This is a genomic window from Variovorax sp. KBS0712 (genome assembly GCF_006323185.2).
GTDB lineage: Bacteria > Pseudomonadota > Gammaproteobacteria > Burkholderiales > Burkholderiaceae_C > Variovorax > Variovorax boronicumulans.
In genome coordinates, this window is sequence record NZ_VCCD02000002.1 from 1,614,035 (window position 1) to 1,628,205 (window position 14,171).

The 14,171-nt window shown below is 68.9% G+C and carries 8 protein-coding genes; 3 read left to right on the forward strand and 5 right to left on the reverse strand.

The window, feature by feature from the left end:
- Positions 1-124 precede the first annotated feature (124 nt).
- The 5 genes from FFI97_RS24510 to FFI97_RS24530 form a co-directional block, all read right to left on the reverse strand.
- Complete coding sequence (locus FFI97_RS24510; RefSeq protein WP_139702212.1) at positions 125-1,417, reverse strand: glutamate-5-semialdehyde dehydrogenase; 1,293 nt, start codon at positions 1,415-1,417, stop codon at positions 125-127.
- Positions 1,418-1,490: 73 nt separating this feature from the next.
- The gene (gene holA / locus FFI97_RS24515; RefSeq protein WP_062477727.1) at positions 1,491-2,561 is read right to left on the reverse strand and encodes a DNA polymerase III subunit delta; all 1,071 of its coding nucleotides are present in this window, start codon (positions 2,559-2,561) and stop codon (positions 1,491-1,493) included.
- Between the two features lie 23 nt (positions 2,562-2,584).
- Entirely contained in the window at positions 2,585-3,106 is a 522-nt protein-coding gene (gene lptE, locus FFI97_RS24520) for an LPS assembly lipoprotein LptE (protein WP_062477729.1), read from the reverse strand.
- A 35-nt stretch (positions 3,107-3,141) separates the two neighbouring features.
- Positions 3,142-5,772, reverse strand: coding sequence for a leucine--tRNA ligase (leuS, locus tag FFI97_RS24525; protein WP_139702213.1), 2,631 nt, complete (start codon positions 5,770-5,772; stop codon positions 3,142-3,144).
- 87 nt (positions 5,773-5,859) lie between these two features.
- Positions 5,860-7,335, reverse strand: coding sequence for a flavin-containing monooxygenase (locus tag FFI97_RS24530; protein WP_139702214.1), 1,476 nt, complete (start codon positions 7,333-7,335; stop codon positions 5,860-5,862).
- A gap of 130 nt (positions 7,336-7,465) precedes the next feature.
- Here FFI97_RS24530 and FFI97_RS24535 point away from each other — a divergent pair, with 130 nt between their 5' ends.
- From FFI97_RS24535 to glgX, 3 genes are all read left to right on the forward strand, one after another.
- A complete protein-coding gene (locus FFI97_RS24535; protein ID WP_139702215.1) occupies positions 7,466-9,124 on the forward strand; it encodes an alpha-amylase family glycosyl hydrolase in 1,659 nt (552 codons plus the stop codon).
- A gap of 5 nt (positions 9,125-9,129) precedes the next feature.
- Positions 9,130-11,310, forward strand: coding sequence for a 1,4-alpha-glucan branching protein GlgB (gene glgB / locus FFI97_RS24540; protein ID WP_139702216.1), 2,181 nt, complete (start codon positions 9,130-9,132; stop codon positions 11,308-11,310).
- 709 nt (positions 11,311-12,019) lie between these two features.
- The gene (glgX, locus tag FFI97_RS24550; RefSeq protein WP_139702235.1) at positions 12,020-14,095 is read left to right on the forward strand and encodes a glycogen debranching protein GlgX; all 2,076 of its coding nucleotides are present in this window, start codon (positions 12,020-12,022) and stop codon (positions 14,093-14,095) included.
- Positions 14,096-14,171: the final 76 nt, after the last annotated feature.

Sequence of the window (14,171 nt, forward strand, 5' to 3'; positions counted from 1 at the left end):
CGCGCCCGATGACAAGCAGCCAAAGAGAACAAAGCACCCCAATCCACAACACACGTTGCAAGAACACCGCGGCACGAGCCTCGCCGCGCCGCCGGCCCGATGGCCCCGGCCCTTCGGACCCCGATTAACCGCGGACTTCGCCCTGCCCCAGCACCACGTACTTGAGCGAGGTCAGGCCTTCGATGCCGACCGGGCCGCGCGCGTGGAACTTGTCGGTGCTGATGCCGATTTCGGCGCCCAGCCCGTACTCGAATCCGTCCGCGAAGCGCGTGCTCGCATTCACCATCACGCTGGCCGAATCGACCTCGCGCAGGAAGCGCTGGGCGTTGATGTGGTCGCGCGTGACGATGGCGTCGGTGTGGTGGCTCGAGTAGCGGTTGATGTGCGCAATGGCCTCGTCCAGCCCCGCCACCACCTTGATGCTGATGACGGCGGCCAGGTACTCCTCGGACCAGTCGGACTCGACCGCATCGATCACCTTCGCCTGCGGATGGTGCGCCTCGCTGGCGCGCAGGATCGCGGCGGCGGCCGGGTCGCAGCGCATCTCGACGCCCTTGGCGGCGAAGATGGCGGCGATCTCGGGCAGGAAGTGGTCGGCCACCGAAGCCGCCACCAGCAGGCCTTCGGCGGCGTTGCAGGGGCTGTACTTCTGGGTCTTGGCGTTGTCGACGATGCGCAGCGCCATGTCGAACTCGGCCGTGTCGTCCACGTAGACGTGGCAGTTGCCGTCCAGGTGCTTGATGACGGGCACCTTGGCGTCGCGGCTGATGCGCTCGATCAGGCCCTTGCCGCCGCGCGGAATGATCACGTCGACGTATTCGGGCATGGCGATGAGCTGGCCCACGGCTTCGCGGTCGGTGGTCTGCACCAGCTGCACCGCATCGACCGGCAGGCCGGCTTCGGCCAACGCTTCGGACACCAGCAGCGCCAGCGCCTTGTTCGAGTCGATGGCTTCCGAGCCGCCGCGCAGGATGGCGGCGTTGCCGCTCTTGATCGCCAGGCTCGCGGCCTCGATGGTCACGTTGGGGCGGCTCTCGTAGATCATGCCGAAGACGCCGATCGGCACGCGCATCTGGCCCACGCGGATGCCGCTGGGCTGCTGCTTCATGCCGATGATCTCGCCGATCACGTCGGCCATGCCGGCCAGCTGCTCGCAGCCCTCGGCCACGGTCTCCAGGACCTTGGGCGTGAGCTTGAGCCGGTCGACCATCGGGGCCGACAGGCCGGCGGCCGTGGCGCGCTCCAGGTCCTTTTGATTGGCGACGGCCAGCGCGGGGCCGGCTTCGCGCAGGCGCCGGGCCAGCGCTTTCAGTGCTCTGTTTTTGGTAGCTGCATCCGCACGGGCCATGAGGAATGCAGCGGCTTTGGCTTGCAGACCGAGGGTCTGCATGTGCTCGCTGACGTTGAACGCGTTCATGACCGGCATTTTCCCACGCGGACCTTCGGCCCGGCTGACGCGGGCCTTTTGATGGCGATCGACGGCGGGAGCGTCAGGCCCGGCGCGGCGCCGCGGCCGTGCTGCAGGCACGGCACAGCATCAGCGCCAGCCGCTGCAGCGCCTGCCAGCCGCTGGCGGGCCAGTCGGGCTGCTTCAGGCCCTTGCAGATGCCGTCGACCAGGTGGGCCGCGCGCAACAGTCGGGTCAGCATGCGGTCGTCCAGGCGCGGCAGCACGCGCTCGAAGGCGCGCTCGCGCGGGCCCCAGATGCGGTTCTCACGCAGCGCCATCGGCAGCGGACGGCCGGCGGCCATGGCGTCCTTCACGCGCTTGAGGGCGCGGATGTCCTCGGCGATCGTGTAGTGCACCAGCACCTCGGCCTCGCCCTCGGCCTGCAGGCCGTCGAGCATGCGCGCCACGCGCTGCGGGTTGCCGGCCAGCACGGCCTCGGAGAGCTTGAACACGTCGTAGCGCGCCACGTTGTTGACGGCGCCCTCGACCTGCTCCCAGCTCAGCTCGCCCGCCGGGTGCAGCAGCGCGAGCTTCTGGATTTCCTGGTGCGCGGCGAGCAGGTTGCCTTCGACGCGGTCGGCAAAGAACTGCAGCGTGCGCTGGCCTTCGTCGCCGGGCATCACGCGCTGGTTCTGCAGCCCCAGGCGCTGCGCGATCCATTGCGGCAGCGCGGCGCGCTCGATCGGGTCGACCTGGATGCTCACGCCGTTGTTCTCCAGCGCCGAGAACCACGCGCCGGTGCGCGTGGCCTTGTCCAGGCGCGGCAGCATCACCAGCGTGAGCGTGCTGTCGTTGCCGGGCGCGCCCTCGGCCAGCTGCTGCAACGCGACGCTGCCGTCCTTGCCGGGCTTGCCCGAAGGAATGCGGATCTCGACGATCTGCTTGTCGGCGAACAGCGAGAGCGAGCCCCCAGCCGCGAGCACCGCGCTCCAGTCGAAGTGCGCGCCGGCCACGGTGTACGAGCTGCGCTCGGTGTGGCCCTGGGCGCGCGCGGCGGCGCGGATGGCGTCGGCCGCCTCCTGCGCGAGCAGCGGCTCGTCGCCGTGGATCGTGTAAAGCGGCTTCAGGCCCTTTTGCAGGTGGGCGCCGAGCTGGGCACTGGCAAGTTGCATTGAAAAAAGAACGGAAGCGACGCTTACAGGGACTGCACCGCCGCCAGCCGGCGCATCAGCTGCTGCGCGATGTCGGCCTGCATGTCGCGGAACAGCAGGTCGGCCTCGCCTTCCTTGGCCAGCGCGTTGGTTTCGTTGAAGCTCAGGTCGCGCGTCTGCGAGACCTCGGACGCGGGCAGCAATTCCTTGCCGCCCGGCGTGCGCAGGCTGAAGCGCACGCGCAGGCGCAGCTGCAGCTCGCGCAGCAGGCCGGCGGAGTTGGTCGAGATCACGAAGCGGTCGCGGTCCTCGCCCAGCACGACCAGCACGGCGTCGGCGGTGCTGGCTTCTTCCTTGGGCACCAGCGTCACGTTGCCGGCCGCGCGCAGCTCGCGCCGCAGCTGGTTGATGAGCGCCGTATTGCCTTCGAGCGACAGCGTCTTGAACGCGAAGTTCGGCGCCTTGCGCAGCGCGAAGCCGCAGCCGGACAGGGCCAGCGAAGCGCCTGCCACGCCGAGACCCAGGAGAAAGCCGCGGCGCGGCTGCGAGGCATTGCGAATGTTCATGCGTCTGTCGTTTCCGTCGTTCTGCAGTGTCGGGTTCAGATGACCACGTTGACCAGGCGCCCGGGCACCACGATCACGCGCTTGGCCGGCGCGCCTTCGGCGAAGTTGACGAAGTCGTCGCAGGCGAGCGCCAGCCGCTCGATCTCGTCCTTCGAGGCACCGGCGGGCACCAGCAGCTTGCCGCGCAGCTTGCCGTTGACCTGCAGCATGAGCTCGACCTCGTCCTGCGCCAGCGCGGCCACGTCGACCACGGGCCAGGGGGCGTCGAGCAGGTCGCCCGATGCCTTGTCGTAGCCGAGCTGTTGCCACAGCTGGTGCGCGATGTGCGGCGTGGCCGGGTAGAGGCAGCGCAGCAGGATGCCGAAGCCCTCGCGCGCGGCGGCCGCGTCGCCCGCGCTGCCGTCGGGCTTGAAGCCCTCGAGCGCATTGAGCAGCTTCATCGCGCCCGACACCACCGTGTTGTATTGCATGCGCTGGTAGTCGTAGTCGATCTGGCGCAGCACGGTGTGGACCTCGCGGCGCAGGGCCTGGGCGGGCTTGCCGAAGCTCTGGCCGGCGAGCGCCACGGGCGCCACGTCGGCCTGGGCCACGCCGTAGTTCCACACGCGGCGCAGGAAGCGGTAGCTGCCTTCGACGGCCGCGTCGTTCCACTCGAGCGTGGCTTCGGGCGGCGCGGTGAACATGGTGTACAGGCGCGCGGTGTCGGCGCCGTACTTCTCGATCAGGTCCTGCGGGTCGACGCCGTTGCGTTCGCTCTTGCCCATCTTGCCCACGCCGCCGTACTCGACCTTGGTGCCATCGGCCAGCGTGCCGCCGGTGATGCGGCCCTGCGCGTCGAGCACCGCCGTGACTTCGAGCGGCGGGAAGTAGTCCTTGCCGCCCTTCTCGTTGCGCTTGTAGAAGATGTGGTTGAGCACCATGCCCTGCGTGAGCAGCTTGGCGAAGGGCTCGTCGGCCTTCACGAGGCCGAGGTCGCGCATGACCTTGGTCCAGAAGCGCGCGTACAGCAGGTGAAGAATCGCGTGCTCGATGCCGCCGATGTACTGGTCCATCGGCATCCAGTAGTCGGCGCCCTCGGCGACCATGGCCTTGTCGTTGGTCGGGTCGCAGTAGCGCATGAAGTACCACGACGAATCGACGAAGGTGTCCATCGTGTCGGTCTCGCGCCGCGCAGCCTTGCCGCACACCGGGCACACCACGCCGGCGTGGAAGCCTTCGTGCTTGGCCAGCGGGTTGCCCGAGCCGTCGGGCACGCAGTCGGTCGGCAGCACCACGGGCAGGTCCTTCTCGGGGACCGGCACCGCGCCGTGTTCTTCGCAATGGATGATCGGGATCGGCGTGCCCCAGTAGCGCTGGCGGCTCACGCCCCAGTCGCGCAGGCGCCAGGTGGTCTGCAGCTCGCCCAGGTCCTTCTGGCCCAGCGCATGCGCCACGGCGGCCACGGCCTCCTTGTAGGTCATGCCGCTGAAGTTGTCCGAGTTGATGGTCACGCCGCGCTGCTTGTCGCCGTACCAGTCCTGCCACTTGTGATAGTCGAAGTGCGGCTCGTCGTCGACCAGCACGACCTGGATGATCTCGATGCCGTACTTGTTGGCGAAGGCGAAGTCGCGCTCGTCGTGCGCGGGCACGCCCATCACGGCGCCGTCGCCGTAGCCGATGAGCACGTAATTGCCCACCCAGACCGGCACCTGCTCCTCGGTGATCGGGTGCTTCACGGTCAGGCCCGTGGGCACGCCCTTCTTCTCCTGCGTGGCCAGCTCGGCTTCGGTCGTGCCGCCACCCTTGCACTCTTCGATGAAGGCCGCGACCTTCGGATCGAGCGTGGCGGCGTGCGCGGCCAGCGGATGCTCGGGCGCGACGGCGCAGAAAGTGACGCCCATGATGGTGTCGGCACGCGTGGTGAACACGTACATGCGACCGTCCTGGATCAGCTTGCCGCCCGCGTCCCGGATGTCATGCGTGAACGCGAAACGCAGGCCTTCGCTCTTGCCGATCCAGTTTTCCTGCATCAGCTTCACGCGCTCGGGCCAGCCCGGCAGCTTGTGCTGGGTGTGCTCGAGCAGTTCTTCGGCGTAGTCGCTGATCTTCAGGTAGTAGCCGGGGATCTCGCGACGCTCGACCGTGGCGCCGGTGCGCCAGCCCTTGCCATCGATCACCTGCTCGTTGGCCAGCACGGTCTGGTCGACCGGGTCCCAGTTCACGACCTGGGTCTTGCGGTAGGCGATGCCCTTTTCGAGCATCTTCAGGAACAGCCACTGGTTCCACTTGTAGTAGCTCGGGTCGCAGGTGGCGATCTCGCGGCTCCAGTCGATCGCCAGGCCCATGGCCTGGAGCTGGCCCTTCATGTAGGCGATGTTCTCGTAGGTCCACTTGGCCGGCGGCACGCCGTTCTTCAGCGCCGCGTTCTCGGCCGGCAGGCCGAAGGCGTCCCAGCCCATGGGCATCAGCACGTTGTAGCCGCTCATGCGCAGGTAGCGCGTGAGCATGTCGTTGATCGTGTAGTTGCGCACGTGGCCCATGTGCAGCTTGCCGCTCGGGTACGGCAGCATCGAGCAGGCGTAGTACTTCTTGCGGCTCGCGTCCTCGGTGACACGGTAGACATCGGCGGCGCGCCATTGCGCCTGGGCAGCGGACTCGACGTCGCTGGGTTTGTAGCTGGGGTTCATGACATCTCGGCAGGGCCCGGCTCGACGGCGGCCGGGAAGGCGGATTATCGCGCCGTGCGTGATCGTCCCCCGGGCCCCATGCCGGAATCAGGCCCTTTCCTGCGGCGGCGGGGCGGGCGTCCACTCGTCGCCGAACAGTTCCGGCTCGCTGTAGGCCTCCAGATTCGCCCAGTGGTGGGCCGCGTCTTCCCGGTAGAACAGGCTGGCAAGCCCCGCCGCCAGGCGCCGCGCGCCGTCGCTGATGGCCGGAATGTCGCCCGACACCGTGCCGTGCGACAGCGCCGCCGGGTAGCAGAAGCAGTGGATGCGATCCAGCCCCGGGCAGGCACCCGGCGCGCTTTCCTGGAATTCGAAGGCCGGCCCGAGGTCGGGCGAATCGGCCAGTTCGCGGTCTTCGTCGCCGGGCGCGGGCGTGAAACGGTCTTTCCAGATACGAATGTGCGCGGCAATGCCTGCGAATTCGGGGCGGGCGGCCCAGTCGACCTGGAAACCGGTCGACACGATCAAAAAGTCGAATTCGAAATCACCCTTGGGCGTGGCCACGCGCAGCGCCTCGCCCTGCGGCGCCACGGCGAGGATGGGGCAGTCGAAGTTGAAGAAGGCGTTGGCGTGCCGCGACACCCGCAGCGTGCTGCCGTGCGGCGGCGGCACGTTCAGCACGTTGATGTAGTGGCGGATGCGCCACTTCAGTTCGTCGGGCAGGTCGTAGTGCCCCTGCGTGAGCCCCGGCACGCCGGCGCCCTTGCCCTTGTTGACGCGCGGCAGGTCGGGCCGGCGGATCAGCAGCTCGACGCTGCGCGCGCCGGCCTCGAGCGCGGTGGCGGCGCTGTCCATGGCCGAGGAGCCCGCGCCGACCACGCCCACGCGCAGGCCCTTGAGGCGGCCGTAGTCCATCTCGTCGGAGGAGTGCGCCCACTTGGCGCGTGGCAGGCCATCGACAAAGGCGGGCACGGCCGGGCCGCCCAGGCCGTCGCGGCCGGTGGCCAGCACGACGCGGCGCGCCAGCACGCGGCGCTCGCCCTCGGGCGTGCGCAGGTCCAGGCGCACGGCGCTGGCGTCGGGCAACGGTTGCAGGCCCGTCACAGCGGTGTCGTTGCGCACGTCCACGCCCATCACGCGGCGGTACCAGACCAGGTAGTCCATCCACTGCAGGCGCGGGATCTTGTCCATCGCGGCCCAGGCCTCGGTGCCGAACTGGGCCTCGAACCAGGCGCGGAAAGTCAGCGAGGGCAGCCCCAGCGCGGGGCCCGTGAGCTCCTTGGGCGAGCGCAGGGTTTCCATGCGCGCCGTGGTGGCCCAGGGGCCTTCGCGCCCGGCCGGCGCGCGGTCGAAGACCACGGCGCGGATGCCCTGCTGCGCCAGCGCGCCCGCCGCGGCCAGCCCGGCCTGGCCGCCGCCGATGATGGCCACGTCGAGCACGGGTTCGCCGTCGACCTGGCGCGGCGGCACCCAGGCGCGGGCGGGCCAGCCGAGGTAGTCGAGGTCCTGGGCGAGCCGGCGTTCGAGCGCGGCAAGGCCGATGGGTGGGGCGGAGGGGGAGAAAGCGGTGTCGTCGGTGGTCATCGGTCGGGGGTCGGGGCGGCAGCGCCCCGCCCTGCTGAATTTACCCACTTCCGCGCGGCGCCCGCCTGCCACAGCGTACCGCTGGCCCGGATTTCGCATGCCACAATGAATTTCGACCACAGGGGCAGGCATGAGCGGCAGCAACGGCGAATGGTGGCGGGGCGCGGTGATCTACCAGATCTACCCGCGCAGCTTCATGGACAGCAACGGCGACGGCGTCGGCGACCTGCCCGGCATCACGTCGAAGCTCGACCACGTCGCCCGCCTGGGCGTCGACGCGGTCTGGGTCTCGCCCTTCTTCCGCTCCCCCATGAAAGACTTCGGCTACGACGTGGCCGACTACCGCGCGGTCGATCCGCTGTTCGGCACGCTGGCCGACTTCGACGCCATGCGCGCACGCATGCATGCGCTGGGCCTGAAGCTCATCATCGACCAGGTGCTCTCGCACACCTCCGACCAGCACGCCTGGTTCGCCGAAAGCCGCAGCTCGCGCGACAACCCGAAGGCCGACTGGTACGTCTGGGCCGACCCCCAGCCCGACGGCACGCCGCCCACCAACTGGCTCTCGGTCTTCGGCGGCCCGGCCTGGCAGTGGGACTCGCGCCGGCGGCAGTACTACCTGCACAGCTTTCTCGCCGAGCAGCCCGATCTCAACTTCCATTGCCCCGCCGTGCAGGACGCGCTGCTCGGCGAGGTGCGCTTCTGGTGCGAGCGCGGCGTGGACGGCTTTCGCTTCGACGCCTGCAACCACCAGTTCCACGACGCGCTGCTGCGCGACAACCCGCCCGCCACGGTCGAGTCGATGGGCGAGGTCAGCACCGTGCGCGCCGACAACCCGTATGCGATGCAGGTCCACCTGTACGACAAGAGCCAGCCCGAGAACCTCGTGTTCCTCGAGCGCCTGCGCCGGCTGCTCGACGGCTACGGCGCGGTCGCGCTGGGCGAGGTCGGCGACGAGAACGCACCGCCCGTCATGGCCCAGTACACCGAACTCGGCAAGCGCCTGCACCTGGCCTACAGCTTCAGCCTGCTCACGGCCGACCACAGCCCGAAGCACCTGCGCCACCAGGTCGAATCGCTCGACACCGCACTGGCCGTGACGAACGGCTGGGGCTGCTGGGCAGTGTCGAACCACGACGTGCCGCGCGTCGCCACGCGCTGGAGCGACGGCCAGGCGCCCGACCCGCGCCGCGACCGGCTCTGGCTCGCGCTGCTGCTCGCGCTGCGCGGCAGCGCCAGCCTCTACCAGGGCGAAGAGCTGGGCCTGCCCGAGGCCGACGTGCCCTTCGAACTGCTGCAAGACCCCTACGGCCGCGCCTTCTGGCCCGAGTTCAAGGGCCGCGACGGCTGCCGCACGCCGATGCCCTGGACCGCCCAGGCGCCCAACGCCGGCTTCAGCACCGGCACGCCCTGGCTGCCGATGGACGGCGCCCACCTGCCGCTGGCCGTCAACCAGCAGGAAGCCGACCCCGGCTCGATGCTCGCCTTCAGCCGCGCGCTGCTGCACTGGCGCCGCACCCAGCCGCTGCTGCGCACGGGCGCGCTGGCGTTCGTCGATGCGCCCGCGCCGCTGCTGCACATCGTGCGAAGCGACGGGGACGCGGTGCTGCATGCGATCTTCAATACAGGCATCGAACCGGTCTCGATTCCCTTGCCCGAGCCGCTGGTGCCGCTGACGGGCCACCCGCTCGCACCGACCGCAACGGTCACCGCCGCTCCAAAGCCCCTGCTGACATTGGCGCCTTATGGCGTGTACTTCGGCACGCCGGCCGAAGCAGGAGGACGCTGAACCCCATGCCCCCTTCTCCTTTTCTCCTCCCGGCCGACATCCAGGCGCTGATGCGCGCCGAGCACGGCGATCCGTTCGCCGTGCTCGGCCCCCACGAGACCGCCGACGGCCTCGAGGTGCGCGCGCTGATGCCCGGCGCACGGCAGGTGGCCGTGGTGCATTCGCGCACGGGCTGGCCGCTGTCGATCCTTGCGCGGCACGAGGGCTCCGACCTGTTCAGCGGCCTCGTGCCCGCGGCCGAGGCGCGCATGGGCTACTCGTTCCAGGTCGACTGGGAGAACGGGCACGCCTCGCGACTCGAAGACCCCTACCGTTTTCCGTTCGTGCTCGGCGAGACCGACGTGTGGCTGCTGGCCGAGGGCACGCACTTGCGGCCGTGGGAGCGGCTGGGCGCGCACCTGCGCGAGATCGATGGCGTGAAGGGCGTGGCCTTTGCCGTGTGGGCGCCGAATGCGCGGCGCGTGTCGGTGGTCGGCAACTTCAACAACTGGGACGGCCGGCGCCACATGATGCGGCTGCGCCGCGAGTGCGGCGTGTGGGAGATCTTCGCGCCGCACGTGGCGACCGGCGACAGCTACGAGTTCGAGATCCTGTCGTCGCGCGGCGAGGTGCTGCGTAAGGCCGACCCCTTCGCCTTCTCGTCGCAGCTGCGCCCCGGCACCGCCTGCGTCGTGGCGCCGCTGCCCGCGCCCGTGCCGATGCCCGCCGGGCGCGCCGAGGCCAACGCGCACCAGGCGCCGATCAGCATTTATGAAGTGCACCTGGGCTCGTGGCGCCGCAAGCACCATGGGCAGGAATGGCTGGACTACCGCGAGCTGGCCGACACGCTCGTGCCCTATGTGCGCGACATGGGCTTCACGCACATCGAGCTGCTGCCCATCACCGAGCACCCCTTCGACGGCTCGTGGGGCTACCAGCCCATCGGCCTGTATGCCCCGACCTCGCGCTTCGGCACGCCCGGCGACTTCCGCCATTTCGTCGAAGCCGCGCATGCCGCGGGGCTGGGCGTGATCCTCGACTGGGTGCCCGCGCACTTTCCGACCGACGCGCATGGTTTGGGCAACTTCGACGGCACCGCGCTGTACGAGTACGCCGATCCGCGCGAGGGTTTCCACAACGACTGGCAGACGCTGATCTTCAACTACGCCCGCACGGAGGTGCGCAACTACCTCGTCGGCAACGCGCTGTACTGGCTGGAGCGCTATGGCGTGGACGGCCTGCGCGTGGATGCGGTGGCGTCGATGCTGTACCGCGACTACAGCCGCAAGGCCGGCGAGTGGTTGCCGAATGCGCAGGGCGGGCGCGAGAACCTGGAGGCCATCGACTTCCTTCGCCGCATGAACCGCGTGGTGGGCGTGGAGCGTCCGGGGGCTGTGACCATTGCGGAAGAGTCGACGAGCTTTCCGGGGGTGACGCGACCGCCGGAAGACGGCGGGCTGGGGTTTCACTACAAGTGGAACATGGGGTGGATGAACGACACGCTGGCGTATGCCGGGACCGATCCGGTCTACCGCAAGCACCATCACCAACAGATCACTTTTGGCCTGATGTACGCGCACAGCGAGAACTTCGTGTTGCCGCTGTCGCATGACGAAGTGGTGCACGGCAAGGGGTCGATGATCGGGCGCATGCCTGGAGACGAGTGGCAGAAGTTCGCGGGGTTGCGCAACCTTTATGGGTACCTGTGGGCTTATCCGGGGAAGAAGCTGCTGTTCATGGGGGGGGAGTTTGCGCAGTACGCGGAGTGGAATGCGGATCGGGGGTTGGACTGGCACTTGCTCGAGCATGCGGGGCATCAAGGGGTGCGGCGGTTGGTGCGCGATCTGAACAATGTGTATCGGCACTTTCCTGCTTTGCATGAGCTGGACCATGAAGGGTCCGGGTTCGAGTGGTTGGTGCATGACGATGTGGCGCAGTCGGTGTTTGCGTTTGTTCGGCGGGCTCGGGATGGGGGGGGGGTTGTGGTGGTTTGCAACTTCACGCCTGTGCCTCGGCTTGGCTATCGGTTGGGGGTGCCTTATGCTGGTGCCTATCGGGAAATCATCAATACCGATGGGGCTGTGTATGGGGGGAGCGGGGTTGGGAACGGCGTGGTCGAGAGTGCTTCTGTGCCTTGGCATGGGAAAGCGGATTCGATTGTTGTCAGCGTGCCGCCGCTTGGTACTTTGATGTGGGTGCTGGCTTGAACCGCTCCGTGCTGGCTTGTGTTCCGAGGCCGGGTCTCGGCCCGGCGGCCGACCTACTTTTCTTTGCTTCGCCAAAGAAACGTAGGCAAAAGAAAGGCGACCCTGCTGCCTGCGTCCCTCCGCTTCGCTACGGGCAACCTGCGGTGCTCGCGTTTCGCGGGGTCTCGCCCAAACTCGCTTCGCTCAAACAAGGGCGAGCCCTGATCCGCGAAACGCTGCGCTCCTCGGCGCATACAGAAGGGATTTGGATACCAGCGGGCCATCGCTTCGCTCGGCCAGTGGGCCGCAGCAGGCGCTGCGCGCCTGCTGCGGCTGGGACTGGTCGCGACGTTGGTTGGAACTTGAACGGAGGCGCGCGCGCGAGTGCAGACGTGCCTACGTGCACGAGCACCAACACGAGCACGGGATTTGGCTGTTGGAGACTCCCGGGCCGAGCGAAGCGACGGCCCGCTCGGTATCAAAGCCCCTCTGGCTGCGCCGAGGAGCGCAGCGTTTCGCGGATCAGGGCTCGCAGCTGTTTGAGCGAAGCGAGTTCTGCGAGACCCCGCGAAACGCGAGCACCGCAGGTTGCCCGCAGCGAAGCGGAGGGTCGCAGACAGTGGGGTCGCCTTTCTTTTGCCTACTTTTCTTTGGCGAAGCAAAGAAAAGTAGGTCGCCTGCCGGGGCGAGTCCCGGCCTCGGGAAGCAAACGCCCAGGAGCACAAGCAACATGCTGAGCCCAGGCACCCCCCTCCCCTTAGGCGCAACCCCATCACAGCAAGGCATCAACTTCGCCATCGCAGCGCCCTCAGCAAGCAAGGTAGAACTCTGCCTCTTCGACAGCACAGGCCAGAACGAACAACAGCGCCTTCCACTCCCAGAATGCACCGACGGCATCTGGCACGGCCTGCTTCCCAACGCAAGAGCCGGCCTGATCTACGGCTACCGAGTCCACGGCCCGTGGGCACCCCATGAGGGCAAGCGCTTCAACCCCGCCAAGCTCCTCCTAGACCCTTACGCCCGAGAAATCCTCGGCCACTACAACGGCAGCGACCTCTTCCTGGGCCACGCCCCCACAGACCCGACCCAACGCGACAACAGAGACAACGGCTCGATCGCCCTCAAGGCCCGCGTCACAGCACCCAGCAACGCACCCAAAACAACAGGCCGCGCCCACATTCCTCCCACAGACCGCGTCCTGTACGAGCTGCACATCCGCAGCCTCACCCACCAGCACCCAGGCGTTCCCGAACCGCTAAGAGGCACCTACGCAGGCCTGGCCGAACCCGCCCTCCTCGACCACCTGCAACGCCTGGGCATCACCACCCTCAGCCTCATGCCCGTGCAGCACCGCGCCGACGAACAGCGCCTGCTCGCCAAGGGCCTGACCAACCACTGGGGCTACAACACCATCGGCTGGTTCGCCCCCGAGGCGCGCTTCTGGAGCGGCCGCCCCGGCACCACGCCCGCCAGCGAGTTCCGCGCCATGGCCGATGCGGTGCACGCGCGCGGCATGGAGCTGGTGATCGACGTGGTCTACAACCACAGCGCCGAAAGCGACGAACTCGGCCCCACGCTCTCGCTGCGCGGCATCGACAACGCCCTGTACTACCACCTGCGCCCCGACGACCGCGCCCTGTACGAGAACTGGGCCGGCACGGGCAATTGCCTGAACCTCGGCGAGCCGCGCGTGCTGCAGCTCGTGATGGACAGCCTGCGCTTCTGGGCCTGCGAGATGGGCGTCGATGGCTTCCGCTTCGACCTCGCCCCGGTGCTCGGCCGCGACGCGCAGCGCGGTTTCGATGCGCGCGCGCCCTTCTTCGCGGCGATGGCGCAAGACCCGGTGCTGTCGCGCACGCTGCGCATCGCCGAGCCCTGGGACCTCGGCCCCGGCGGCTACCGGCTCGGCGAGTTCCCGCCCGGCTGGCTCGAATGGAACGACCGCTTCCGCGACACGCAACGCGGCTTCTGGCTGCGCCAGGGGCGCGAGGGCGCCACCGGGCTGGGCGACTTCGCGCACCGCTTCACGGCCTCCAGCGCGAGCTTCGCGCACGACGGCCGCGCGCCGACCGCGAGCGTCAACTTCATCACCGCGCACGACGGCTTCACGCTGCGCGACCTCGTGAGCTACGAACAGCGCCACAACCTCGCCAACGGCGAAGACAACCGCGACGGCCATGCCCACAACCTGAGCTCCAACTGCGGCGTCGAAGGCCCGAGCGACGACCCCGCCGTGCGCGCGATGCGCGCACGCCTGCAACGCACGCTGCTCGCCACGCTGCTGCTGTCGCAGGGCACACCGATGCTGCTGGCCGGCGACGAACTCGGCCACAGCCAGGGCGGCAACAACAACGCCTACTGCCAGGACAACGAGACCACCTGGCTCGGCTGGATCGGGCTGTCCGACCCGGCCAGCGAGCGCGCGCGCCTGACGGCCTTCGTCGCACGGCTCACCGCGCTGCGGCGCGAAGCGCCGGCGCTGCGCAGCGCGCACTGGTGGCCGGCCGAACCGCCGACCGACGCCCCCCCGGGCCTGCGCTGGCTGCGCCCCGACGGCCAGCCGATGGCGCCGGCCGACTGGCATGCGGGCACGGCCCTTGCGATCCTGTTCGGGGATGCCGAAGGCGCCTGGCTGGTGCTGGTGAATGCGGGCCCGAGCCCCGTCGCCTTCACGTTGCCGCAGGGCGACTGGCGCTGCTGCCTGGCTACCGATGCCGAAGACCCCGACGACCTGCGCACCGCGCCCCGCCTGCTGGGCCGCGCGGTCGAGGTGCCGGTTTCGAGCCTCTGGCTTGCAAGAACGTAGGAGCCAAGCCCACGGCGCAGTGCCAGACTCGGTGCGGACACTCTGACGACGAACTCAACAAGCGAACGAACGGAGA

What these genes read in the sequence shown, in the direction of transcription:
- FFI97_RS24510 (WP_139702212.1), bottom strand. Translation starts at nt 1,417, where the DNA reads ATGAACGCGTTCAACGTCAGCGAGCACATGCAGACCCTCGGTCTGCAA.
- holA (WP_062477727.1), bottom strand. Translation starts at nt 2,561, where the DNA reads ATGCAACTTGCCAGTGCCCAGCTCGGCGCCCACCTGCAAAAGGGCCTG.
- lptE (WP_062477729.1), bottom strand. Translation starts at nt 3,106, where the DNA reads ATGAACATTCGCAATGCCTCGCAGCCGCGCCGCGGCTTTCTCCTGGGT.
- leuS (WP_139702213.1), bottom strand. Translation starts at nt 5,772, where the DNA reads ATGAACCCCAGCTACAAACCCAGCGACGTCGAGTCCGCTGCCCAGGCG.
- FFI97_RS24530 (WP_139702214.1), bottom strand. Translation starts at nt 7,335, where the DNA reads ATGACCACCGACGACACCGCTTTCTCCCCCTCCGCCCCACCCATCGGC.
- FFI97_RS24535 (WP_139702215.1), top strand. Translation starts at nt 7,466, where the DNA reads ATGAGCGGCAGCAACGGCGAATGGTGGCGGGGCGCGGTGATCTACCAG.
- glgB (WP_139702216.1), top strand. Translation starts at nt 9,130, where the DNA reads ATGCCCCCTTCTCCTTTTCTCCTCCCGGCCGACATCCAGGCGCTGATG.
- glgX (WP_139702235.1), top strand. Translation starts at nt 12,020, where the DNA reads ATGCTGAGCCCAGGCACCCCCCTCCCCTTAGGCGCAACCCCATCACAG.